Source organism: Acinetobacter haemolyticus CIP 64.3 = MTCC 9819, assembly GCF_000369065.1.
GTDB lineage: Bacteria > Pseudomonadota > Gammaproteobacteria > Pseudomonadales > Moraxellaceae > Acinetobacter > Acinetobacter haemolyticus.
The window spans coordinates 95,632-116,139 of record NZ_KB849812.1 but is presented as its reverse complement, the minus strand read 5'-3'; the positions used below and the strand labels follow the sequence as shown (position 1 = coordinate 116,139).

Below are 20,508 nucleotides of genomic sequence, written 5' to 3'. Positions count from 1 at the left end.
AATGAAAATAAAGTGATTTATTTCTAAATTATTAATATTTTATGGATAATCGTTCTTATTTGCACTATCATTTGTCTGTTTTTGTTTGGTGTCTTTTTTAACCACTTACTAGTTTTTGGGTTGGAAAAGATGATCCATCTTTTTGCTGCTTCGGGGGAAGCTATGAAAAACCGTTCTTTTCTAAAAAATCCAATCGTGATGAGTGGCTTATTATTTGGTAGTTTCGCGCCTATGTTGCATGCTGCAACTGAGCAAGATCGAAAAACTGTAGTACTACCAACTATTCAGGTAATCGGCTCACAAGATGATGCAGTTTCAAAAATTCCTGGCGCGGCTGTGATTGTGGATCAAGAGCAGATTCAGCAGTTTGTTCCAACATCGACAGAGGACATCTTAAAGCGTGTTTCTGGCGTATATGTGAAACCTGAGGAAGAATCGGCTGTTGTCGCAAATATTGGTATGCGCGGTATTAGTTCACAGGATTATAAGACCTTAATTTTAGAAGATGGTGTACCTGTTGCACCGGGTTTGTTTGTTGGAAATGGCCGTTATTACAATCCACGTGTACAGCGCATGGATAGTATTGAAGTACTAAAAGGTTCTTCGGCATTACGTTATGGGCCATCGAATATCGGTGGTGTGATTAACTATCGTACTAAGCAACCTCAAGATGGTGCTTTAGTTGATGTATCGATTGGATCTTGGGAAACCTATAAAACAACGGTTGAACTCGGTGGTAGTTCTCCAAATAGAGACAGCAATTTTGGCGCAATTTTAAGTTGGGCGAAAAGCGATGGTTTCATGGACAAAGGCTATGAAATGAAAGACGCTGTGATCAAAGCAGGCACGGCGATTGGTGATAACCAATGGTTAGGTGTTAAATTTACCCATTATGAGAATGATGCCAATATTTCATATCGTGGACAGTTCTTGAATGAATATCACGCCAAGAAAAAGAATAATCCAGCACCAGATGATTGGTTTTTGACAGAGCGTAATTCCTTCGATATTAACCACCGTTGGAATATCAACGCCGATACAGAACTTCAGACTCTAGTGTATTGGAGTGAAATGAATCGTGATTACTGGCGTTATGGCATTAATGGAGCAGCTTCGCAAGCAGCTGGTCGTTGGATCTATACGGACAGTGTGAATGGTAATAACCGTACATTTGAACGTATTGGTGCTGAAACCCGTTTAGTTGCAAAGCATACTTTATTCAATATTCCAAGTGAGGCTGAAGTTGGTCTACGCTTGATGAATGAGAAGATGGATGATGTAACCATTAATGCAAAGCGTGCAACACCACGTACAGGCACGATTGCTAAAGACACTAAAGATTCAGCAAAAAGTGTTGCATTATATGCTCAGAATCGTTTGGATATAACGGATCAATTATCAGTCACACCAGGACTTCGTGTTGAACGCTATGAACAACAACGAGAAGATAAACAAAAGAGTGAATCGGTCAAAACTTCAAATACTGAAGTGATGCCTGGTCTGGGATTTACTTTCCAATTAGTTCCAGCAGTACAGCTCTATGGTAGTGTATACAAAGCATTTTCTCCTGCTTTGAATGGCGATTCCCTCAGTGGTATGAAAGATCAAAAACTGGACGCGGAAACTGCGGTTAGTTGGGAGTTCGGTTTAAGAGGACAGCAAGATATCTTTAAATATGAGTTGACTGCTTTCCGAATGGATTTTGACAATCAAATCATCCCTGCGAACAGTAATTCTGATTTCCAAACAACTAATGGTGGTAAGACTTTTAACCAAGGTCTTGAGGGTGCGATTAGTGTTGAGTTGGAAAACGGTTTTGATATGTTTGCTAACGTGACTTGGGTTGCCGATGCAGAATTTAAGGGTGATCGTTTTAATAAAAATGGCACGCTTAAATCAAAAGATGGTGATCGTGTACCATACACACCAGAATGGGTTGCAAATCTTGGTTTTGGTTATACTTATGCTGGTTTGCGTACTCAGCTGAGTGCAAATTACACGGGCTCTCAATTTACTGATGATTTGAATACTAAGCCAATTACAGAAAACACGTCAGGTTTCTTTACGGGTAAAATCAATGGTTATACGACTGTGGATTTAACCTCTCGCTATACACTCAATGATCAAATTGAGTTCTATGGTGCAGTAAAGAATTTAGAAGATAAGCGCTATATTGCGAGCTTACGCCAAGGTATCTACGTAGGTCCTGAACGTTCGTTTGAAGCTGGTGTTCGCTATCGTTTCTAATTATATTTGCTGATTGTGAAAAACCCCTCATCCTAGGATGAGGGGTTTTTGTATAAGTAAACAATAATTTGTTTTAAGCTGCTTGTTGTAAAGCGCGCTTCGCAGCAGGTGAGTTGTTTAAATAGTTGACCGCATCTTGGGTATTTCCTTCTTTGACAGGATCATACCACGGCATGAGGTAATCAATTTGTTGTGCAACGAGCCAAATTGGATTTGGGAGGATTTGGTCATCTTTGCGGCCTTGTTTATACCATTCAATCCAGATCCAAGGTTTAAATAAACTTGGTTTTTTATCCGCAAAGCGAGGATCTTGGCTCATGATATGCGCTGCGCCATCTACCCATAAACCCAGTACGCCGATAATCACCGCAACACTGAGATAATAACGAGCAATATAGCCACCGCCTAAATGGCGATAAAGATCAAATGCAACCGTGCGGTGTTCGATTTCTTCAGAGCCATGCCATTTGATGAGATCGATCATCTCAGGGTCTGCACCTAACTCTTCCCAACGCTTGTTGTAAAGTGCATATTTACCCAGTACACAGGTCATATGTTCAACAGTTGCAATGACACCTAAACGGAATAAATCCCATTGATGCTCTAGAAACTGTGGCACTTCTTTATCAAAAGGCTTGTCTGCAAGCGCTTTGGTGAAAAGGAAGTCCATAATATCTAAGTTACGTTGAATATCTATATTGCGCTGGCTTAGATATTCCTTGTTTGCAGAAGTGTGTGCCACAGCGTGCATTGCTTCTTGACGAATAAAAGCTTGGACATCTTGCTTTAATTTTTCATCAGTAATTTGCGGGAGTACTTTATTGTACAATCGGCAAAACCAAAATTCACCAGCAGGTAATATGTTATTAATTTCATTAATAAAATAACTTGCGAAAGGTTGGTTTGGAATCCAGTCTACTGGTGTTTTTTCCCAGTCAAATTTTACTTTGCGTGGGAGAATTTTATAGTCAATCGAAGAACCAAGAACTTTGTTCTTCACAAATGATAGTAATTTCATCGTTTAGTCCTAATCGATAGTGCAATGAACCAACACTAAGCAGTATATGAAAACTCCCTAGTGTTTGTGTTTAGCAATACAGGACAATTAAAAATTATTTTATGCATCAAGTTGCATGAAAAGCGCAATTTACTCTTCAGCGTCTGTTTCTGAGGCTTCAGGAATCTGATCAAGGTCAAATTCAGTGGGTTGATCGAGGGTGTAATTTAAGCGTCCTGCCATAACACTGGCGAGCTCTTCTAAACCAATACGATTCAGAGATGAAAACAGTTGAATCGAGAAATCTAATTTCATTTTCTTCAATTGCTGTTTTACATCAAGTAGGGTTTTATTGGCTGGACCACGATTCAGTTTGTCCGCTTTGGTTAAAAGAATATGCACAAATAAATGGCGAGAGTGAGCCCATTCCAGCATCATCAAATCAAAGTGCTGTAGAGGATGGCGAATATCCATCAATAAGACTAGACCTTGTAGGCTTTTGCGATGGATTAAATAGTTTTCGAGTTCTTTTTGCCACACAATTTTCATCGATTCAGGCACGGCCGCATAACCATAACCCGGTAAATCCACAAGGCGTTGATCTGGGTTGCCTAAACTAAAAAAGTTGATCATTTGTGTACGACCTGGTTTTTTAGAGGCGCGTGCTAATTGCTTTTTATTGGTCAGTGCGTTGATCGCGCTAGATTTACCTGCATTTGAGCGTCCTGCGAATGCAATTTCATATCCCGTATCTTCTACGCACAAAGCCAGTTTTGGCGCACTCATTAAAAACTCAGCTTGACGTAGCCAATTCAAAGACTGTACCGCATATTCAGTCAATGCAGGATCAGTCTTTTTTTCATAACTGATTTTTTGTTTGGGTGCGAGTTTGGCTTTGGTGTCTTTGGATTGTTGACGCTGACGCATAGAAGCTTACTTTTGAATTGAAATAGCAAAGCTATTATAAAGGATGTCAGTCAATCGTGCGAATGTGATGGTTATGCTTTTTGAATGAGTTCTAGAAATTCAATATTTGAATGCTTCGAAGAAGGGAGAATGCCGTGCTGTATCACCTCTCCAAGCGTATATTGATTTAGGCTTTGATAAAAACTTTCTAAAGCTTGGTCTAAAATTCCTTTGAGCCCGCAATGTGAGCGTAAAACACACGGTGGGGTATTGCATTCAACAATGTGTTGATGACCTTGCAGAGTGCGTACGATCTCACCTAGCTTGAGACTTTTTGCTTCAGGATTGAGGCGAAGACCGCCTCCTTTACCACGAATCGTGACAATCCACTGTTGCTTTCCCATAAAATGAACCACTTTAACCAAATGGTTTTGGGAGACATGTAAGTCTTTTGCAATATCTGCGATTGTATAAGGTACATCACTCGGACGAGCGACATACATTAAAATTCTAAGCGCATAATCAGTAAACTTATTGAGTTGCATTGGATTTCACTCAATCTATTGCTTTAAATACAAAGGGCTAGTCTATCATAGACTAGCCCCGTGCAAAATGCAGTGTCGATTAGCTGAGTTTGACCCCACCTGTACCAAAAGCTTCACTGTGAATGTTCTGGGCAGGAACACCGCGTGCGATTAAAGCTTTATGTTGTTCCGCCATAAATGGCATAGGGCCGCATAAGTAATAATCTGCATTAATAGGTAATAAAGCCACATCTACATTGCTGAGGTCTAAACGTCCAGCAATATCATAATCAATACCTAATACATCGCCGTCATGTGGAAATTCATAAGCTGTAAACGTACTAAGACGGGGATACTTATCTTTAAGATCATGAATATGTTTTTTCATTGCATGTACTTGGCTACTACGACATGCGTGAATAAAGCTCACAGGCTGTGGCATATCTAAGGTAACAAGTTGATTTAACATCGCAATCATTGGAGTTAAGCCGACACCCCCACTAATAAATACATTACGTTTTGTATGATCAATCAGATAGAAGTTGCCTGTAGGTGCTGACACCTCAATTTGTGAGCCTTCGGCTAAGCTGTGTAGTGTATTGGAAACCCAACCCGCAGCTAAATTTTCTTTTTCATCTTCACGTTTGACTGAAATTCTTAAATAGTCAGCTTGAGGTGAGGTTGATAGCGTATATTGACGTGGTTGTCTTAACCCTAGCTCAGGTACAAATACCCGCACAGAGATGTATTGACCTGCTTCATATTTGGGTAAATCACCTCCATCGACAGGAGCTAAATAGAACGAAGTAATTTCATCGCTTTCAATTACTTTTTTAGCGATTTTAAAATTACGCCAACCTAGCCAGCTCCCCTTTGTTTGCTGGTGTTGATCATAAATCGCTTTTTCTGTGCTGATAAATAAATCAGCCAATTGCCCGTATGCCGCAGCCCATGCATCAATGAGTGGATCATCCATAGAGATACTCAAGACCTCACTGATCGAGTGCAGCAGGTTTTCGCCCACAATGCTGTAATCAGGTGCTTGGATATTGAGGCTGACATGTTTATGCGCAATCAATTCAACTACTGGCAGCAATACTGATGGATCTTCAATATTTTCTGCATAAGCGAGAACGGCACCTGCAAGTGCTTGAGCTTGAGCACCACTACGTTGATGACCCATATTGAAGGTTTCTTTTAAGTCAGGATTGTTCCCTAACATGCGGTTATAAAAATAACCAGTGAGTGCCACGCCATTTTCACGAAGAACAGGGACGGTTGCTTTTACGAGTTCAATTTGCTGCGGAGTCATGTTTGATCTCTCTTGGCTATCATTTTATAAGATATATTTAAAATACATCTTATAAAATGTATTTGCAATACATCTTATGATAAAAGCCATAAAAAAATTAAGGGATAATTTATTATCCCTTAATTTATAAGCAGATGTGGTTGTTATTTACCAAATAAAGATCCAAGTAAACCTCTGACAATCTTTTGTCCTGAGCTTCCCCCTAGACTACGTGCAGCACTTTTCGCAAAAGTCCCTACAATGTCTTGTGTGAGTTTTTCTCGATCGCGTTGTGCTTTTTCAGCGGCTCGTTGTTGCTCACGTGCAAAACGTTCTTGTTCTCTGGCTTGTTGTTTGGCTAAAGCGTCTTGTTCTTTTTCCTGTTGTTTTGCCAAGGCATCGGCTTCTTTTTGTTGAGATAGTTGCAAGACTTTCTTTTGTAGCATTTCATACGCGCTGTCTCGGTCAACGGCTTGATCGTAAATACCTGCAACAATACTCTGTGCAATGATAACTTGACTTTCTTCCGGTGTAATTGGGCTAAAGGATGAGTAAGGTGGCATCACCCAGCCGCGCTCAACAATTTGTGGTGTTCCTTGCTCGTCGAGGCAACTCACGAGTGCTTCACCTACAGCAAGCTCGGTAATCGCTTGATCAACTTTAAACTCTGGATTGGCACGGAATGTATCTGCTGCTGTTTTGACCGCTTTTTGATCTTTTGGCGTGAATGCACGTAAAGCATGTTGAACGCGATTACCTAATTGCCCAAGTACACTCTCTGGTAGATCCAGTGGATTCTGAGTAATGAAATAAATTCCGACACCTTTAGAGCGGATCAAACGAACTACTTGTTCAATCTTTTGTTGCAAAGCTGGACTGGCATTATCAAAGAGTAAATGTGCTTCATCAAAGAAGAATACCAATTTGGGTTTGTCCATGTCACCCACTTCTGGGAGCTGTTCAAACAGTTCTGACATCATCCAAAGCAGGAATGTGGCATATAGCTTCGGGGTGTTCATTAACTTATCCGCAGCTAAAATGTTGATATAGCCGTGACCGTTGGTATCGGTCTGAATAAAGTCTAAAATGTTGAGACTCGGTTCGCCAAAGAATTGTTCGCCACCTTGATCACCTAGTGCTAGTAAATTGCGTTGAATGGCACCAAGACTTGCGGGAGAGAGGTTGCCATATTCAGCTTTGAGTGCCGACGCATTTTCACTGACATAGCTCAACATCGATTTTAAATCTTTAAAATCAATTAATAATAAACCTTGATCATCTGCGATTCGGAAAACTGCTGAAAGCACACCTTCTTGTGTGTCATTGAGATTGAGCATTCTGGCTAATAATAAGGGTCCAATCTCAGAAATGGTGGTACGAATAGGATGACCTTGCTCACCAAATAAATCCCAAAAAATGACAGGTGATGCTGCAAAAGGGATATCGCTGATTTTGAGTAGACTAAGGCGTTCTTCAAATTTGGGATTGCTCGAACCTGCCTTGGCGAGACTCGAGACATCACCTTTAGCATCAGCAAGAAATACAGGCACACCAAGGCGAGAAAAACTTTCTGCCAATACTTTTAAGGTAACGGTTTTACCTGTTCCTGTTGCACCTGCAATCAATCCGTGTCTGTTGGCAAATTTAGAATGTAGAACAATATCTTGTGTGGTATCTGTGGTTTTTTTAGCAATAACGATGGGTGTATTCATTCTTCACCTATTCTTGATTTCATTCCAGTTGTTTTAATGCATTTTGAATATCTTGAATTAAATCCTCAGCATGTTCTAGTCCAATACAGAATCGAACCAATAATCCTTGTTGTAAATGTGTATTCTTGAGTGAACGCATTGTTTTTAAGTCATATAGCATTACTAGACTCACAGGGCCTCCCCAACTAAATCCAAGTTTGAATAGTTGTAAGTGATCGCAAAATTTTCGAACTGCAGTGAGATCATGTTCAGGTTTAAAGATGACGCTGACGAGACCAGCACTTTTGCCTGTAGTGCAAATTTGTTTCCAAAACTCATGGCCAGCAGAGTCTGGAAGGCTTGGATGGAGTACTTGGGCGAATTGAGGTTGTTGCTTTAACCAGTTCATTAAAGTAAGCGCATTTTGTGCTTGTTGGTCATATCTAAAGGACATGTGTGCCAAACTACGTTGAATTTGAGCAGTGTCATCACCTGAAACAGAAATGCCTTGAATGGCATGCATACGGAACAATTTGTGATGTAAAGCTTGATCACGTGTCACCACTGAACCCATTAATATGTCGCCACCACCACTTGGATATTTGGTTAAAGCATGAATAGTGATATCAACTGAAAGGTGTTCATCTGAAAAATCAAAAGCATTAAATGCAAGGCCCGCACCCCAAGTATTATCCAGTGCAGTCAGCACATTGGCTTTTTGGGCTTTTTTAACTAATTTTTTTAGATCGGGAAATTCTAAGGTGACTGAACCTGCTGCTTCTAGCCAAATTAGCTTGGTTTTGTCTGTCGGTTGGAAACTGTCAGCATCAATTGGATTGTAAATGCTAACAATGATGCCGTAGCGGTCTTGCAGATTTCTTAAATGTTCTAAATTAGGGCCATAAATATTATCAGCGACCCAGACTTCATCTCCCTTGCTTAATATTGCACTATTCACGAGATTAATCGCGGATAGACCGCTTGGTGCAAGTAAGCAATATTGTCCCCCTTCAATCTGAGCAATATTATCGGCTAGAGTGAATGTTGTGGGGGTGCCATGTGTGCCATAACTATAGTCATAGGCATCGGTCCAGTGGCGATCAAAAAGGTGCGTTGTTGACTGGAAAATGATGGTGGATGCACGAAATAGGGGAGGTTGTATGGTTTCAATGTATTGAGGGGCTTGGCGTGGTGCATGAATAAGAAGCGTTTGTCTATTTTTATGTGTAGTCATGGGGCAAAATCAAAACGATATGATGATCTAGGTTAAGATAAAAGTGATCTATCTGCCAGTAATTTGCAGCTTTTGTACAGAATCGGTACGGGCATCATGCTTTGGAATAAAACTGGCGTTATTTTTGCTAAGAATTATTATCATTCTAACGATAATAGGTTTTAGCGCATGAAGTCGCATTTAAGAGTGCATTATTTTCAGCACATCGCCGGTGAGGGTTTTGGAAGTTGTTATGAATTTCTAAAGGCACATAAAGCAAAAATCACAGCCACTGAGTTTTTTGCTTTGCCTGTAGATTTACCGCTTGAGCTAGAGGCGTTGCCGCGTGTGGATGAGGTGGACTTGCTCATTATCATGGGGGGAACCATGAGTGTAAATGATGAAGCGAACTATCCATGGTTGAGGCTGGAAAAACGCTGGTTACGCCGCTATTTGGCAGCAGGAAAACCCGCCATTGGTTTATGCTTAGGTGGGCAGTTGATTGCAAATGCTTTAGGTGCTGCAGTAAGCCGTAATCCTCATCAGGAATTAGGTTGGATGGATGTTGGGCGTGCTTCACATATTCCAGAAACATGCTTCCAATTTCCTGAGCGGATCAATATCTTACAGTGGCATAGTGAAACTTTTGAAATCCCGAAGGGGGCAGTACATTTGGCAGAAAATAAAGTTTGTCGAAACCAAATGTATCAAATTGGACGCAATGTGCTTGGTTTTCAATTTCATCCAGAAATGACACCACATGCATTGGAGTTGTTGATTGAAAATGAAGAAGAAATGGCAATTTTTGATGGCGAGTACGTTCAACCCATATCGGAGCTAAAAAGGACACTAAAAAGTAGATTCGAACAAGGTAATCAGTTGTTGAATCGAGCGATAGAATATGTTGTAGGTGTTTAAAGAGGATAAAATTATAAAAAATAAAAAACAGGAATTGCATAAGACTTAAACAATCGCTATAATGGGCGACCCTCAAAAGGAGGGCGTTTTCTACGAAGAAAGTAGTTAACGCATTACAGTCGTGGCATCGATCACGACCATAGTGATTTTCACTGCCCTTGACACTTACCAAAAGGTGAGGTGCGTCATGGGTGATTCTTTATATATTTGGCTTGGAGTTTACTGGTATGTCTAACCAGAGAATTCGTATCCGTTTGAAGTCTTTTGATCATCGTCTGATTGATCAATCTGCTCAAGAGATCGTAGAAACCGCTAAGCGTACTGGCGCACAAGTGTGTGGTCCAATCCCGATGCCTACTCGCATCGAACGCTTCAACGTTCTTACTTCACCACACGTCAACAAAGACGCTCGTGATCAGTATGAAATCCGCACTTATAAACGTTTGATCGATATCGTTCAACCAACAGATAAAACTGTTGATGCATTGATGAAGTTAGATCTTGCTGCTGGTGTTGATGTTCAGATCGCTTTGGGTTAAGGCTTTCGGTTAATTAACTCTAAGTTAATTAGGCCGCTTTTTTAGAGGTTTATGCACATGGCTATTGGTTTAGTCGGTCGCAAATGTGGTATGACTCGCGTCTTTACAGATGCTGGTGTATCTGTACCTGTTACAGTTATCGAAGTCGATCCAAACCGCATTACGCAAATCAAAACACTTGAAACTGATGGTTATCAAGCAATTCAAGTAACTACTGGTGAACGTCGCGAATCGCGCGTAACGAACGCTCAGAAAGGTCACTTCGCTAAAGCGGGTGTTGCTGCTGGTCGTTTAGTTAAAGAGTTCCGTGTTACTGAAGCTGAGCTTGAAGGTCGTGAAGTTGGTGGTTCTATCGGTGTTGATTTGTTCACAGTTGGTCAAATTGTTGACGTAACTGGACAATCAAAAGGTAAGGGCTTCCAAGGTGGTGTTAAGCGTTGGAATTTCCGTACGCAAGATGCTACTCATGGTAACTCTGTATCTCACCGTGTATTAGGTTCTACAGGTCAAAACCAAACACCTGGTCGCGTGTTCAAAGGCAAGAAAATGGCTGGTCACTTAGGTGATGAACGCGTAACAGTTCAAGGTCTTGAAATTGTATCTATTGACGCTGAACGTTCTGTTTTAGTTGTTAAAGGTGCTATTCCTGGTTCAACTGGCGGCGACGTTATCGTGCGTCCTACCATCAAGGCCTGAGGGGAAATACTGTGAATTTAAAAACTGTTTCCGGCTCTGCTGTTGAATTGTCTGAAGTTGCTTTCGGACGTGAATTTAACGAAGCTCTTGTACACCAAGTTGTTACAGCTTATTTAGCTGGTGGTCGTCAAGGTACTCGTGCTCACAAATCACGTGCAGATGTTTCTGGCGGTGGTAAAAAACCATTCCGTCAAAAAGGTACTGGTCGCGCTCGTGCGGGTTCTATTCGTAGCCCGATCTGGGTTGGTGGTGGTAAAACTTTTGCTGCTCGTCCACAAGATTGGTCTCAAAAAGTAAACCGTAAGATGTATCGCGGTGCAATGCAATGTATCTTAGCTGAACTTGTTCGCCAAGATCGCCTTGTATTAGTTGAAGAGTTTGCTGTTGCGGCTCCAAAAACTAAAGAATTGCTTGCAAAACTTACCGACTTGAATGCAACTCGCGCATTGATCATTACAGATGCTGTAGATGAGAACTTGTATCTCGCAGCTCGCAACCTTCCACACGTTGATGTGGTTGATGCTACTGCTATTGATCCTGTTAGCTTGATCGCATTTGATAAAGTTGTAATGTCTGTAGCTGCTGCTAAGAAAATTGAGGTAGAACTCGGATGAACAACGAACGTATCTATCAAGTCCTATTAGGACCAGTATTCTCAGAAAAAGCACAAGTTTTAGGTGATACTGCTGGTGTTCAAGTGTTCAAAGTTGCATTAAATGCAAACAAACTTGAAATCAAAAAAGCAGTTGAACAGCTCTTCGGTGTTGAAGTTGTAAAAATTAATACAACGATCACTAAAGGTAAAACAAAACGCTTTGGTAAAACATTAGGACGTCGTTCTGATGTGAAAAAAGCATACGTCACCCTGAAAGCTGGCCAAGATGTAGAAATGGCTGACTTGGGCGATACCGCTGAAAACGCAGCGGAATAAGGACGAAAATTATGCCAATTCAAAAATGTAAGCCAACGTCTCCAGGACGTCGCTTTGTAGAGAAAGTGGTTCATAGCCATCTTCACAAAGGCGCACCTTATGCACCGTTGGTAGAAGCTAAAAAACGTACTGGTGGTCGTAATAACAATGGTCACATCACTACACGTCATGTAGGTGGTGGTCATAAACAACACTATCGTATTGTTGACTTTAAACGTAATAAAGATGGTATTCCAGCGACTGTAGAGCGCATTGAGTACGATCCTAACCGTACAGCTCATATTGCTTTATTGAAATATGCTGACGGTGAACGTCGTTATATCATTGCTCCTAAAGGTTTACGTGCGGGTGATAAAGTTCAATCTGGTAACGATGCTCCAATTCGTCCAGGTAACTGCTTACCACTTCGTAACATGCCTATTGGTTCTACACTTCATAACCTTGAACTCAAAATCGGTAAAGGTGCTCAATTAGCGCGTTCTGCTGGTACTTCAGTTCAGTTGTTAGGTCGTGATGGTTCTTACGCTATCGTTCGTTTACGTTCTGGTGAAATGCGTAAAGTCCATGTTGAATGTCGTGCTGTAATTGGTGAAGTTTCTAACCAAGAAAGCAACCTTCGTTCATTGGGTAAAGCTGGTGCTTCGCGCTGGCGCGGTGTTCGTCCTACCGTTCGTGGTATGGCGATGAACCCAGTTGACCATCCACACGGTGGTGGTGAAGGACGTAGTAAAGGTATTCAACCTGTAAGTCCATGGGGTCAAAAAGCTAAAGGGTACAAGACACGTACCAATAAGCGTACGACTAAGATGATTATTCGCGACCGTCGCGTCAAGTAAAGGAATCTGACTAATGCCTCGTTCATTAAAAAAAGGTCCATTCGTCGACGCGCACTTGTTCGCTAAGGTTGAAGCGGCTATTGCAGCAAACAACCGTAAGCCGATCAAGACTTGGTCTCGTCGTTCAATGATCCTTCCAGACTTTGTTGGTTTAACAATTTCTGTTCACAATGGTCGTAACCACGTTCCAGTAATTGTTACTGAACACATGGTTGGTCATAAACTAGGTGAATTCGCGCCAACTCGTACCTATCGTGGTCACGGTGTTGATAAGAAGTCTAAACGTTAATAGGTGCTATGATGGAAGTAACTGCTAAATTACGCGGTGCCGCTATCTCGGCACAGAAGGCACGTTTAGTTGCTGATTTGATTCGTGGTAAATCGGTTGCACGCGCGCTAGACATTTTAAACTTCAGCAACAAGAAAGCAGCTGTGCTCGTTAAAAAAGCACTTGAATCTGCGATCGCGAATGCTGAACACAATAACAGCTTAGATGTTGACGATCTTAAAGTAACTACGATTTACGTTGATGAAGGCATGAGCCTTAAACGTATCATGCCACGTGCTAAAGGCCGTGCAGATCGTATTACTAAGCGTACTTGTCACATCACCGTTAAGGTAGGGGTTTGATATGGGTCAGAAGGTTCATCCAATCGGTATCCGCCTGGGTGTTGTGAAACGCCATAACGCTAACTGGTATGCGAGTCCGAAACAATACGCTGAATACTTGCTTAAAGATCTTCAAGTTCGTGAGTTTTTAACTAAAAAACTTAAGAATGCGATGATCAGCAATATTCTTATTGAACGTCCTACTGGTGCTGCTAAAGTAACAATTAGCACTGCTCGTCCAGGTATCGTAATCGGTAAGAAAGGCGAAGACATTGAAAAATTACAGCGCGAACTCACCAACATTATGGGTGTTCCAGCGCAAGTTAGCATCAACGAAATCGATCGCCCAGACCTAGATGCTCGTTTAGTTGCTGAAGCAATTGCTTCACAATTAGAAAAGCGTGTTATGTTCCGTCGTGCTATGAAGCGTGCGGTACAAAACACAATGCGTGCTGGCGCGAAAGGTATCAAAGTTGAAGTTTCTGGCCGTTTAGGTGGTGCAGAGATTGCTCGTACTGAATGGTATCGTGAAGGTCGTGTACCTTTGCATACACTTCGTGCTGACATCGACTATGCAACTATGCGTGCAGAAACAACTTACGGTACGATCGGTGTTAAAGTTTGGATTTTCCGTGGCGAGATTTTAGGTGGCATGAAACAAGTCATGAACCCTGCTCCTGCTGAAGAGCGTCCAGCTAAACGTGGTCGTGGACGTGGTGAAGGTCAAGAGCGTCGTGGTCGTCGCGGTGACCGTGCTGCTGACAAGGGAGAATAATCCATGTTGCAACCTAAACGTACCAAATTCCGTAAAGTGCACAAAGGCCGTAACACTGGTCTAGCGCATCGTGGTAGTACAGTATCATTTGGTTCGATTGCAATTAAAGCAACTGAACGTGGTCGTATGACTGCGCGTCAGATTGAAGCTTGCCGTCGTACCATCAGCCGTCGTATTAAGCGTGGTGGTAAAATCTTCATCCGCGTATTCCCGGACAAGCCAATTACCGAAAAACCATTAGAAGTTCGTATGGGTAAAGGTAAAGGTAGCGTGGAATATTGGGTTTGTCAGATCCAACCAGGTAAGATCCTGTACGAAATTGAAGGTGTTAACGATGAGTTAGCGCGTGAAGCTTTTGCTTTAGCTGCTGCTAAACTTCCGTTTAAAACCACTATCGTGACTCGGACGGTAATGTAATGAAAACTAAAGATCTACGTGAAAAATCGGTAGAAGAGTTGAAAGCTTTGCTTGATGAGCAACAGCTTAACCAATTCCGTCTTCGTATGGCGAAAGCAACTGGTCAATTAGGCAAATCGCATGAAGTGCAAATTGCTCGTAAGACAATTGCTCGTATCAAGACACTCCTTACCGAAAAACAGGGGAACGGACAATGAGTGAAAAAACAGTCCGCACGTTAACCGGCAAAGTCGTAAGTGACAAAATGGACAAGTCTATTGTTGTACTTATTGAACGCCGTGTTCAACACCCGTTGTATGGCAAATCAATCCGCCGTTCAACTAAACTACACGCTCATGATGAGAACAATGTTGCTAAAACTGGCGACTTGGTAACCATCAAAGAAAGCCGCCCAATTTCTAAAACTAAAGCTTGGACTTTAGTGGAAGTCGTTGAAGCAGCTGCTGAGTAATTAGACGTTCTTGTTGCATCATCGGACAATTTCGAGTACTCTTTGAGCCTTTCGAAATTGTGACCGGTGATGCTCGGTTTTGGAGTAGGGCAATGATTCAAACCGAAAGTATGCTCGACGTAGCAGACAACAGTGGTGCACGCCGCGTACAATGTATTAAAGTACTTGGTGGTTCACACCGTCGTTATGCTTCAGTTGGCGACATTATTAAAGTTACTGTAAAAGAAGCAATCCCACGCGCACGTGTTAAAAAAGGTGACGTGATGAATGCTGTAGTTGTTCGTACAAAATTCGGCATCCGTCGTCCAGATGGTTCAGTTATTCGTTTCGACGATAACGCAGCTGTTATTTTGAATAACAACAAAGCTCCGATTGCTACTCGTATCTTCGGACCAGTGACTCGTGAACTTCGTACTGAACAGTTCATGAAAATCATTTCATTGGCTCCTGAAGTTCTATAAGAGGCAATCATGGCTAAGATTAAAAAAGGCGATCAAGTAATTGTGATCGCAGGTAAAGAAAAAGGCAAACAAGGTGTTGTTTTGTCTGTTTCTGAAGATCGAGTTAAGGTCGAAGGTCTTAACTTAGTGAAGAAGCATCAAAAGCCAAACCGTGTAACTGGCGCTGAAGGCGGTATCGTTACTCAAGAGGCAACGCTTCATATTTCAAACGTGGCAATTTTTAATGCTACAACCCAAAAGGCTGACCGTATTGGTTACCAAGTGATTGATGGCGCGAAAACTCGCGTTTACAAATCAAATGGTGAATCAGTGGCGGTAGCGAAGTAATAGGTTGAAAAGGCAATGGCCAGACTTAAAGCACGTTACAACGACGAACTTAAAGCGAAGTTACAAGAAGAACTTGGCGTTAAGAACGTGATGGATATTCCTCGCATCACGAAAATCACTCTTAACATGGGTGTAGGCGCAGCTGCAACTGATAAGAAATTATTAGATGGTGCTGTTGCTGATATGCAACTCATTGCTGGTCAAAAACCAGTTGTGACTCTTGCGCGTAAATCAATCGCTGGTTTCAAAATCCGTGACGGTTGGCCGATCGGTTGTAAAGTTACTTTACGCGGCGACCAAATGTACGAATTCTTGGATCGTTTGATCTCTATCGCAATCCCTCGTATTCGTGACTTCCGTGGTTTCTCTGCGAAATCATTTGATGGTCGCGGCAACTACTCTATGGGTTTAAAAGAGCAAATCGTTTTCCCTGAAATCGATTTTGACAAAATTGATCGTATCCGTGGTTTAGATATCACGATTACGACCACTGCTCGTAGCGATGACGAAGGCCGTGCGCTTATGCGTGCATTCGGCTTCCCGTTCAAATAAGAGGTCGATATGGCTAAGAAAGGTATGATTAATCGCGAATTGAAACGCGAAAAGACAGTTGCTAAATACGCTGCAAAACGTGCTGAATTAAAAGCAACGATTGCAAATGTAAATGCGAGTGACGAAGAACGTTTCGAAGCGACATTAAAGTTACAGGCATTGCCACGTAACGCATCTCCAGTACGTCTTCGTAACCGTTGTGGTTTAACTGGTCGTCCTCATGGTTACTTCCGTAAGTTCGGTTTAAGCCGTAACAAATTACGCGATACAGTAATGCAAGGTGATGTGCCGGGCGTTGTTAAGGCAAGCTGGTAAGGAGCGACTAAATGAGTATGCAAGATACCGTTGCCGACATGTTAACACGTGTTCGTAACGCACAAATGGCGAAGAAACAAACTGTTTCTATGCCGTCTTCTAAGTTGAAAGTTGCAATTGCAAATGTACTTCAACAAGAAGGTTATATTTCAAATGTAGAAGTGGCTCAAGAAGAGATCAAATCTACTTTGACTATTACGTTAAAATATTTCGAAGGCAAACCAGTTATCGAAACCGTTAAGCGTGTAAGCCGTCCAGGTCTTCGCCAATACCGCGGTAAAGATAAAATTCCTAGCGTTAAGCAAGGTTTAGGTATTGCAATTGTTTCTACAAGCAAAGGCATCATGACTGATCGCGCTGCACGTGCTGCGGGCATCGGTGGTGAAGTTATTGCTTTTGTTTCTTAATAGGTGATTCCTCATGTCTCGTGTGGCTAAAGCCCCAGTAACTGTACCGAATGGTGTAACAGTTACTCAGAACGGCCGGCAGGTCGAAGTGAAAGGCAGCAAAGGTACATTGTCTTTCAACCTGCATGCGCTGGTCGAGCTAAAACAGGAAGAAGGTAAACTTCAACTTGCTCCGGCTAAAGAGTCGAAAGACGCTTGGATGCAGGCTGGTACTGCTCGCGCTGTATTGAACAACCTTGTAAAAGGTGTTAGCGAAGGCTTCGAACGTAAGTTACAGCTTGTTGGTGTTGGTTATAAAGCTGCGGTTAAGGGTACTGTTGTAAACCTTAACCTTGGTTACTCACACCCGATTGACTACGCTTTACCGGAAGGTGTAACAGCGGAAACTCCAACTGCAACTGAAATCATTTTGAAATCAGCAAACAAGCAGTTGTTAGGTCAAGTGGCAGCGGAAATCCGTGCATACCGTGCTCCTGAACCATATAAAGGTAAAGGTGTTCGTTATTCGGATGAAGTTATTCTTCGTAAAGAAGCTAAGAAGAAATAAGGCGCGAGGTTCTTATGAACGAAAAGAAACAAACCCGTTTGCGTCGTGCGAAAAGCACACGCTTGCACATTCGTGCATTGGGTGCGACTCGTTTGTGTGTAAACCGCACTCCGCGTCACATCTATGCGCAAGTTATTTCAGCGGATGGTGGCAAAGTTTTAGCGCAAGCTTCAACTTTAGATGCATCTTTACGTAGTGGTACTACTGGTAATGTTGAAGCGGCTACGAAAGTTGGTGCTTTGATCGCAGAACGTGCTAAAGCAGCTGGCGTTACTAAAGTTGCATTTGACCGTTCTGGTTTTAAATATCATGGTCGTATCAAAGCCTTGGCTGATGCTGCTCGTGAAGGCGGCTTGGAGTTCTAATCATGGCGAAAGTTGAACAAAACGAAGGTCTCGTTGAAAAGCTGGTTGCCGTTGATCGTGTAGCCAAGGTAGTAAAGGGTGGTCGTATCTTCTCTTTCACAGCACTAACTGTTGTGGGCGATGGTAATGGTCGTGTAGGTTTTGGTCGTGGTAAAGCACGTGAAGTTCCAGCTGCTATTTCTAAAGCACTTGAAGCTGCTCGTCGCAACATGATTACTGTAGACCTTGCGGGGACTACTTTACAACACCCTGTGAATGCTCGTCATGGCGCAAGCCGTGTATACATGCAACCTGCTTCAGAAGGTACTGGCGTAATTGCTGGTGGCGCGATGCGTGCTGTTCTTGAAGCTGCAGGTGTACATAACGTACTTGCTAAATGTTATGGTTCTACTAACGCTGCTAACGTAGTAAACGCGACTTTTAAAGGTTTGCGTGATATGACTTCTCCTGAGAAAGTCGCTGCGAAACGTGGTAAGTCAGTAGAAGAAATTCAAGGGTAATCAATCATGAAAACGATTAAAGTTACCCAGACTAAGTCTTCTTCACATCGCTTGAAAAATCACAAGCTTTGCTTACAAGGTTTAGGTCTGCGTCGTATTGGTCATACTGTAGAAGTGCAAGATACGCCTTCTAACCGCGGCATGATCAACAAAGTTTACTATATGGTTAGTGTAGAGGAATAATGCCATGACTCTGCGTTTAAATGAGCTTGCACCTGCTGAAGGTGCAAAGCGTGAAAACCGTCGTTTAGGCCGTGGTATCGGTTCTGGCGTTGGTAAGACTGGTGGCCGTGGTGTCAAAGGTCAAAATTCACGTAAAAGTGGTGGTACTCGTCCAGGCTTTGAAGGCGGTCAAACTGCGTTATATCGTCGTTTACCAAAATTCGGTTTCACTAGCCAAATCGCTTTGAAAACTGCTGAAGTACGTTTGTCTGAGCTAAACAAAGTTGAAGGTGATGTTGTTTCACTAGAAACTTTGAAGGCTGCGAATGTTGTTCGTCGTGACCAAGTTCGTGCTCGCATCGTGCTTTCAGGTGAAATCACTCGCGCGTTCACTGTACAAGGTGTAGCGTTGACTAAAGGTGCTAAAGCTGCTGTTGAAGCTGCTGGCGGTAAAGTCGAGGAGTAATCTCGAGTGTCTATGACTCCTAGTTCTTCTGGTCATGTAAACATGATGAAAGGCCAACCGTTTCATGTGAAATACCGTGAAATTATTCGTCGATTAATGTTTTTAATTGGCGCGTTATTGGTCTTTCGACTAGGAGCGCATATTCCGTTGCCGGGCATTGATAGTGTGGCACTAGCAAGCTTTTTTAAGGCCAATGAAGGTACCTTCTTGGGCTTATTTAATATGTTTTCTGGTGGTGCATTAGAACGCATGTCAATTCTAGCGTTAGGGATCATGCCATACATCTCTGCATCGATTATCGTGCAGTTGATGTCAACCGTGGTTCCTTCGTTAGAAGCTTTGAAAAAAGAAGGCGAGCAAGGCAAACGTAAACTGAATCAATATACGCGTTACGGCACTCTATTTCTTGCACTCGTGCAGGGTATAGGGATGTGTGCTGGTCTGATTAGTCAGGGTATTACTTTGACTTCAGGCTTGGCATTCTATGTTCCAGCAGTGACTTCGCTTGTTGCAGGAACAATGTTTTTGATGTGGTTGGGTGAACAGATTACCGAACGTGGTGTTGGTAATGGTATCTCAATGATTATTTTTGCTGGTATTGTAGCTGGCTTGCCAAATCTTGTAATTCAGTCGTTCACGTCTGTACAAAATGGTCAAGGTAGCTTAATTGGTTTAGCAGTATTCGGTTTATTATCGTTAGCTGTCTTAGCCGCGATTGTGTTTATTGAAAAAGCACAACGTCGTATTCCAGTAAATTATGCTCAAAAACAACAGGGCCGTCGTGTATTTACTGCACAGCAAACACATTTGCCATTAAAAATTAATATGGCAGGTGTTATTCCAGCGATTTTCGCTAGCTCACTGTTATTATTTCCAGCGAGCTTGGGGCAATGGTTAGGAAGTGCTGATCCAAATGCAGGATTTGTTAAGCGTAGCCTGCAAGATCTGGCATTGGTGTTATCACCTGGACAGCCGTTATATTTAATGCTCTTTGGTGCGTTAATTATCTTCTTCTGTTATTTTTATACGGCGCTTGTTTTTAGCCCGAAAGAAGTTTCAGAGAATTTGAAACGTAGCGGAGCATATGTGCCTGGTATCCGCCCAGGTGAGCAAACGGCTCGTTATTTAGATCATATTCTTAACCGTTTGACATTTATTGGTGCTATCTACATTACCGTAGTGTGTTTAATGCCTATGGTGCTACAAAGTTCGTTTGGTATTCCATTCCATTTGGGTGGGACATCTTTACTGATTGTAGTTGTAGTTGTGATGGACTTTATGGCGCAACTTCAGGCGCACTTGACCTCGCATCAATATGATAATCAAACGTTAATGAGAAAAACGACTGCTCATCCGCAGGGATAA

29 protein-coding genes and 1 pseudogene are annotated in these 20,508 nt (G+C 42.2%); 24 read left to right on the top strand and 6 right to left on the bottom strand.

Annotated features, from left to right (window positions below):
• The first annotated feature begins 129 nt into the window (after window positions 1-129).
• Complete coding sequence (locus F927_RS14700) at window positions 130-2,247, top strand: TonB-dependent receptor family protein (RefSeq protein WP_005086851.1); 2,118 nt, start codon at window positions 130-132, stop codon at window positions 2,245-2,247.
• Between the two features lie 73 nt (window positions 2,248-2,320).
• Here F927_RS14700 and F927_RS14695 read toward each other — a convergent pair whose 3' ends face one another.
• From F927_RS14695 to F927_RS14670, 6 genes are all read right to left on the bottom strand, one after another.
• The gene (locus tag F927_RS14695; RefSeq protein ID WP_005086849.1) at window positions 2,321-3,265 is read right to left on the bottom strand and encodes a metal-dependent hydrolase; all 945 of its coding nucleotides are present in this window, start codon (window positions 3,263-3,265) and stop codon (window positions 2,321-2,323) included.
• Between the two features lie 129 nt (window positions 3,266-3,394).
• Window positions 3,395-4,171 (bottom strand): ribosome biogenesis GTP-binding protein YihA/YsxC, encoded by a 777-nt coding sequence (gene yihA, locus F927_RS14690; protein WP_004641084.1) that lies wholly within the window; start codon window positions 4,169-4,171, stop codon window positions 3,395-3,397.
• 71 nt (window positions 4,172-4,242) lie between these two features.
• Entirely contained in the window at window positions 4,243-4,695 is a 453-nt protein-coding gene (locus tag F927_RS14685) for an RrF2 family transcriptional regulator (RefSeq protein WP_004641082.1), read from the bottom strand.
• A 79-nt stretch (window positions 4,696-4,774) separates the two neighbouring features.
• Complete coding sequence (gene hmpA, locus F927_RS14680) at window positions 4,775-5,986, bottom strand: NO-inducible flavohemoprotein (RefSeq protein WP_005086846.1); 1,212 nt, start codon at window positions 5,984-5,986, stop codon at window positions 4,775-4,777.
• Window positions 5,987-6,129: 143 nt separating this feature from the next.
• Window positions 6,130-7,677 (bottom strand): helicase HerA-like domain-containing protein, encoded by a 1,548-nt coding sequence (locus F927_RS14675; RefSeq protein WP_005086844.1) that lies wholly within the window; start codon window positions 7,675-7,677, stop codon window positions 6,130-6,132.
• 19 nt (window positions 7,678-7,696) lie between these two features.
• Entirely contained in the window at window positions 7,697-8,890 is a 1,194-nt protein-coding gene (locus tag F927_RS14670; protein ID WP_005086842.1) for a PLP-dependent transferase, read from the bottom strand.
• 168 nt (window positions 8,891-9,058) lie between these two features.
• Here F927_RS14670 and F927_RS14665 point away from each other — a divergent pair, with 168 nt between their 5' ends.
• From F927_RS14665 to secY, 23 genes and pseudogenes are all read left to right on the top strand, one after another.
• Window positions 9,059-9,787: a type 1 glutamine amidotransferase gene (locus F927_RS14665; RefSeq protein WP_004641076.1), complete on the top strand. Its 729-nt coding sequence runs from the start codon at window positions 9,059-9,061 to the stop codon at window positions 9,785-9,787.
• A 227-nt stretch (window positions 9,788-10,014) separates the two neighbouring features.
• Window positions 10,015-10,326: a 30S ribosomal protein S10 gene (gene rpsJ, locus F927_RS14660; protein WP_000070912.1), complete on the top strand. Its 312-nt coding sequence runs from the start codon at window positions 10,015-10,017 to the stop codon at window positions 10,324-10,326.
• Between the two features lie 57 nt (window positions 10,327-10,383).
• The gene (rplC, locus tag F927_RS14655) at window positions 10,384-11,022 is read left to right on the top strand and encodes a 50S ribosomal protein L3 (protein WP_005086841.1); all 639 of its coding nucleotides are present in this window, start codon (window positions 10,384-10,386) and stop codon (window positions 11,020-11,022) included.
• A gap of 11 nt (window positions 11,023-11,033) precedes the next feature.
• Window positions 11,034-11,636 (top strand): 50S ribosomal protein L4, encoded by a 603-nt coding sequence (gene rplD, locus F927_RS14650; protein ID WP_004641072.1) that lies wholly within the window; start codon window positions 11,034-11,036, stop codon window positions 11,634-11,636.
• The gene (rplW, locus tag F927_RS14645; protein ID WP_004641070.1) at window positions 11,633-11,953 is read left to right on the top strand and encodes a 50S ribosomal protein L23; all 321 of its coding nucleotides are present in this window, start codon (window positions 11,633-11,635) and stop codon (window positions 11,951-11,953) included. Before rplD ends, rplW begins: the two co-directional genes overlap by 4 nt.
• 11 nt (window positions 11,954-11,964) lie before the next feature.
• Entirely contained in the window at window positions 11,965-12,789 is an 825-nt protein-coding gene (gene rplB, locus F927_RS14640; protein ID WP_004641068.1) for a 50S ribosomal protein L2, read from the top strand.
• Between the two features lie 13 nt (window positions 12,790-12,802).
• Window positions 12,803-13,078, top strand: a complete 276-nt coding sequence (gene rpsS, locus F927_RS14635; RefSeq protein WP_004641066.1) for a 30S ribosomal protein S19 — start codon at window positions 12,803-12,805, stop codon at window positions 13,076-13,078.
• Window positions 13,079-13,089: 11 nt separating this feature from the next.
• The gene (gene rplV, locus F927_RS14630; RefSeq protein WP_005086837.1) at window positions 13,090-13,419 is read left to right on the top strand and encodes a 50S ribosomal protein L22; all 330 of its coding nucleotides are present in this window, start codon (window positions 13,090-13,092) and stop codon (window positions 13,417-13,419) included.
• 1 nt (window position 13,420) lies between these two features.
• Window positions 13,421-14,237: pseudogene (gene rpsC / locus F927_RS14625) on the top strand (30S ribosomal protein S3).
• Window positions 14,177-14,590: a 50S ribosomal protein L16 gene (gene rplP / locus F927_RS14620; RefSeq protein WP_004641059.1), complete on the top strand. Its 414-nt coding sequence runs from the start codon at window positions 14,177-14,179 to the stop codon at window positions 14,588-14,590. The pseudogene rpsC and the gene rplP overlap by 61 nt, the downstream one beginning before the upstream one ends.
• A complete protein-coding gene (gene rpmC / locus F927_RS14615; RefSeq protein ID WP_000849927.1) occupies window positions 14,590-14,787 on the top strand; it encodes a 50S ribosomal protein L29 in 198 nt (65 codons plus the stop codon). Before rplP ends, rpmC begins: the two co-directional genes overlap by 1 nt.
• A complete protein-coding gene (rpsQ, locus tag F927_RS14610; RefSeq protein WP_004641057.1) occupies window positions 14,784-15,041 on the top strand; it encodes a 30S ribosomal protein S17 in 258 nt (85 codons plus the stop codon). The genes rpmC and rpsQ overlap by 4 nt, the downstream gene beginning before the upstream one ends.
• Window positions 15,042-15,133: 92 nt before the next feature.
• Window positions 15,134-15,502: a 50S ribosomal protein L14 gene (rplN, locus tag F927_RS14605; protein ID WP_004657680.1), complete on the top strand. Its 369-nt coding sequence runs from the start codon at window positions 15,134-15,136 to the stop codon at window positions 15,500-15,502.
• 9 nt (window positions 15,503-15,511) lie between these two features.
• On the top strand, window positions 15,512-15,829 hold the full coding sequence (gene rplX / locus F927_RS14600; protein ID WP_004641054.1) for a 50S ribosomal protein L24: 318 nt from the start codon (window positions 15,512-15,514) through the stop codon (window positions 15,827-15,829).
• A 15-nt stretch (window positions 15,830-15,844) separates the two neighbouring features.
• Entirely contained in the window at window positions 15,845-16,381 is a 537-nt protein-coding gene (gene rplE / locus F927_RS14595; RefSeq protein WP_004641052.1) for a 50S ribosomal protein L5, read from the top strand.
• Window positions 16,382-16,390: 9 nt separating this feature from the next.
• On the top strand, window positions 16,391-16,696 hold the full coding sequence (gene rpsN, locus F927_RS14590; RefSeq protein ID WP_004641050.1) for a 30S ribosomal protein S14: 306 nt from the start codon (window positions 16,391-16,393) through the stop codon (window positions 16,694-16,696).
• An 11-nt stretch (window positions 16,697-16,707) separates the two neighbouring features.
• Window positions 16,708-17,103 (top strand): 30S ribosomal protein S8, encoded by a 396-nt coding sequence (gene rpsH, locus F927_RS14585; protein WP_004641048.1) that lies wholly within the window; start codon window positions 16,708-16,710, stop codon window positions 17,101-17,103.
• A 13-nt stretch (window positions 17,104-17,116) separates the two neighbouring features.
• Window positions 17,117-17,650 carry a 50S ribosomal protein L6 gene (gene rplF, locus F927_RS14580; RefSeq protein WP_004641046.1) on the top strand — a complete coding sequence of 178 codons (534 nt, stop codon included), beginning with the start codon at window positions 17,117-17,119 and terminating at the stop codon, window positions 17,648-17,650.
• Between the two features lie 14 nt (window positions 17,651-17,664).
• Window positions 17,665-18,015, top strand: coding sequence for a 50S ribosomal protein L18 (rplR, locus tag F927_RS14575; protein ID WP_004641044.1), 351 nt, complete (start codon window positions 17,665-17,667; stop codon window positions 18,013-18,015).
• A 2-nt stretch (window positions 18,016-18,017) separates the two neighbouring features.
• A complete protein-coding gene (gene rpsE, locus F927_RS14570; protein ID WP_001141025.1) occupies window positions 18,018-18,515 on the top strand; it encodes a 30S ribosomal protein S5 in 498 nt (165 codons plus the stop codon).
• A gap of 6 nt (window positions 18,516-18,521) precedes the next feature.
• Window positions 18,522-18,698 carry a 50S ribosomal protein L30 gene (gene rpmD, locus F927_RS14565; RefSeq protein WP_000849088.1) on the top strand — a complete coding sequence of 59 codons (177 nt, stop codon included), beginning with the start codon at window positions 18,522-18,524 and terminating at the stop codon, window positions 18,696-18,698.
• 4 nt (window positions 18,699-18,702) lie between these two features.
• The gene (gene rplO, locus F927_RS14560) at window positions 18,703-19,143 is read left to right on the top strand and encodes a 50S ribosomal protein L15 (protein ID WP_004641042.1); all 441 of its coding nucleotides are present in this window, start codon (window positions 18,703-18,705) and stop codon (window positions 19,141-19,143) included.
• A 45-nt stretch (window positions 19,144-19,188) separates the two neighbouring features.
• The gene (gene secY, locus F927_RS14555) at window positions 19,189-20,508 is read left to right on the top strand and encodes a preprotein translocase subunit SecY (RefSeq protein ID WP_171055818.1); all 1,320 of its coding nucleotides are present in this window, start codon (window positions 19,189-19,191) and stop codon (window positions 20,506-20,508) included.

Coding starts and splice junctions, on each gene's coding strand:
- F927_RS14700 (WP_005086851.1), top strand. CDS start 130: ATGATCCATCTTTTTGCTGCTTCGGGGGAAGCTATGAAAAACCGTTCT.
- F927_RS14695 (WP_005086849.1), bottom strand. CDS start 3,265: ATGAAATTACTATCATTTGTGAAGAACAAAGTTCTTGGTTCTTCGATT.
- yihA (WP_004641084.1), bottom strand. CDS start 4,171: ATGCGTCAGCGTCAACAATCCAAAGACACCAAAGCCAAACTCGCACCC.
- F927_RS14685 (WP_004641082.1), bottom strand. CDS start 4,695: ATGCAACTCAATAAGTTTACTGATTATGCGCTTAGAATTTTAATGTAT.
- hmpA (WP_005086846.1), bottom strand. CDS start 5,986: ATGACTCCGCAGCAAATTGAACTCGTAAAAGCAACCGTCCCTGTTCTT.
- F927_RS14675 (WP_005086844.1), bottom strand. CDS start 7,677: ATGAATACACCCATCGTTATTGCTAAAAAAACCACAGATACCACACAA.
- F927_RS14670 (WP_005086842.1), bottom strand. CDS start 8,890: ATGACTACACATAAAAATAGACAAACGCTTCTTATTCATGCACCACGC.
- F927_RS14665 (WP_004641076.1), top strand. CDS start 9,059: ATGAAGTCGCATTTAAGAGTGCATTATTTTCAGCACATCGCCGGTGAG.
- rpsJ (WP_000070912.1), top strand. CDS start 10,015: ATGTCTAACCAGAGAATTCGTATCCGTTTGAAGTCTTTTGATCATCGT.
- rplC (WP_005086841.1), top strand. CDS start 10,384: ATGGCTATTGGTTTAGTCGGTCGCAAATGTGGTATGACTCGCGTCTTT.
- rplW (WP_004641070.1), top strand. CDS start 11,633: ATGAACAACGAACGTATCTATCAAGTCCTATTAGGACCAGTATTCTCA.
- rplB (WP_004641068.1), top strand. CDS start 11,965: ATGCCAATTCAAAAATGTAAGCCAACGTCTCCAGGACGTCGCTTTGTA.
- rpsS (WP_004641066.1), top strand. CDS start 12,803: ATGCCTCGTTCATTAAAAAAAGGTCCATTCGTCGACGCGCACTTGTTC.
- rplV (WP_005086837.1), top strand. CDS start 13,090: ATGGAAGTAACTGCTAAATTACGCGGTGCCGCTATCTCGGCACAGAAG.
- rplP (WP_004641059.1), top strand. CDS start 14,177: ATGTTGCAACCTAAACGTACCAAATTCCGTAAAGTGCACAAAGGCCGT.
- rpmC (WP_000849927.1), top strand. CDS start 14,590: ATGAAAACTAAAGATCTACGTGAAAAATCGGTAGAAGAGTTGAAAGCT.
- rpsQ (WP_004641057.1), top strand. CDS start 14,784: ATGAGTGAAAAAACAGTCCGCACGTTAACCGGCAAAGTCGTAAGTGAC.
- rplN (WP_004657680.1), top strand. CDS start 15,134: ATGATTCAAACCGAAAGTATGCTCGACGTAGCAGACAACAGTGGTGCA.
- rplX (WP_004641054.1), top strand. CDS start 15,512: ATGGCTAAGATTAAAAAAGGCGATCAAGTAATTGTGATCGCAGGTAAA.
- rplE (WP_004641052.1), top strand. CDS start 15,845: ATGGCCAGACTTAAAGCACGTTACAACGACGAACTTAAAGCGAAGTTA.
- rpsN (WP_004641050.1), top strand. CDS start 16,391: ATGGCTAAGAAAGGTATGATTAATCGCGAATTGAAACGCGAAAAGACA.
- rpsH (WP_004641048.1), top strand. CDS start 16,708: ATGAGTATGCAAGATACCGTTGCCGACATGTTAACACGTGTTCGTAAC.
- rplF (WP_004641046.1), top strand. CDS start 17,117: ATGTCTCGTGTGGCTAAAGCCCCAGTAACTGTACCGAATGGTGTAACA.
- rplR (WP_004641044.1), top strand. CDS start 17,665: ATGAACGAAAAGAAACAAACCCGTTTGCGTCGTGCGAAAAGCACACGC.
- rpsE (WP_001141025.1), top strand. CDS start 18,018: ATGGCGAAAGTTGAACAAAACGAAGGTCTCGTTGAAAAGCTGGTTGCC.
- rpmD (WP_000849088.1), top strand. CDS start 18,522: ATGAAAACGATTAAAGTTACCCAGACTAAGTCTTCTTCACATCGCTTG.
- rplO (WP_004641042.1), top strand. CDS start 18,703: ATGACTCTGCGTTTAAATGAGCTTGCACCTGCTGAAGGTGCAAAGCGT.
- secY (WP_171055818.1), top strand. CDS start 19,189: ATGAAAGGCCAACCGTTTCATGTGAAATACCGTGAAATTATTCGTCGA.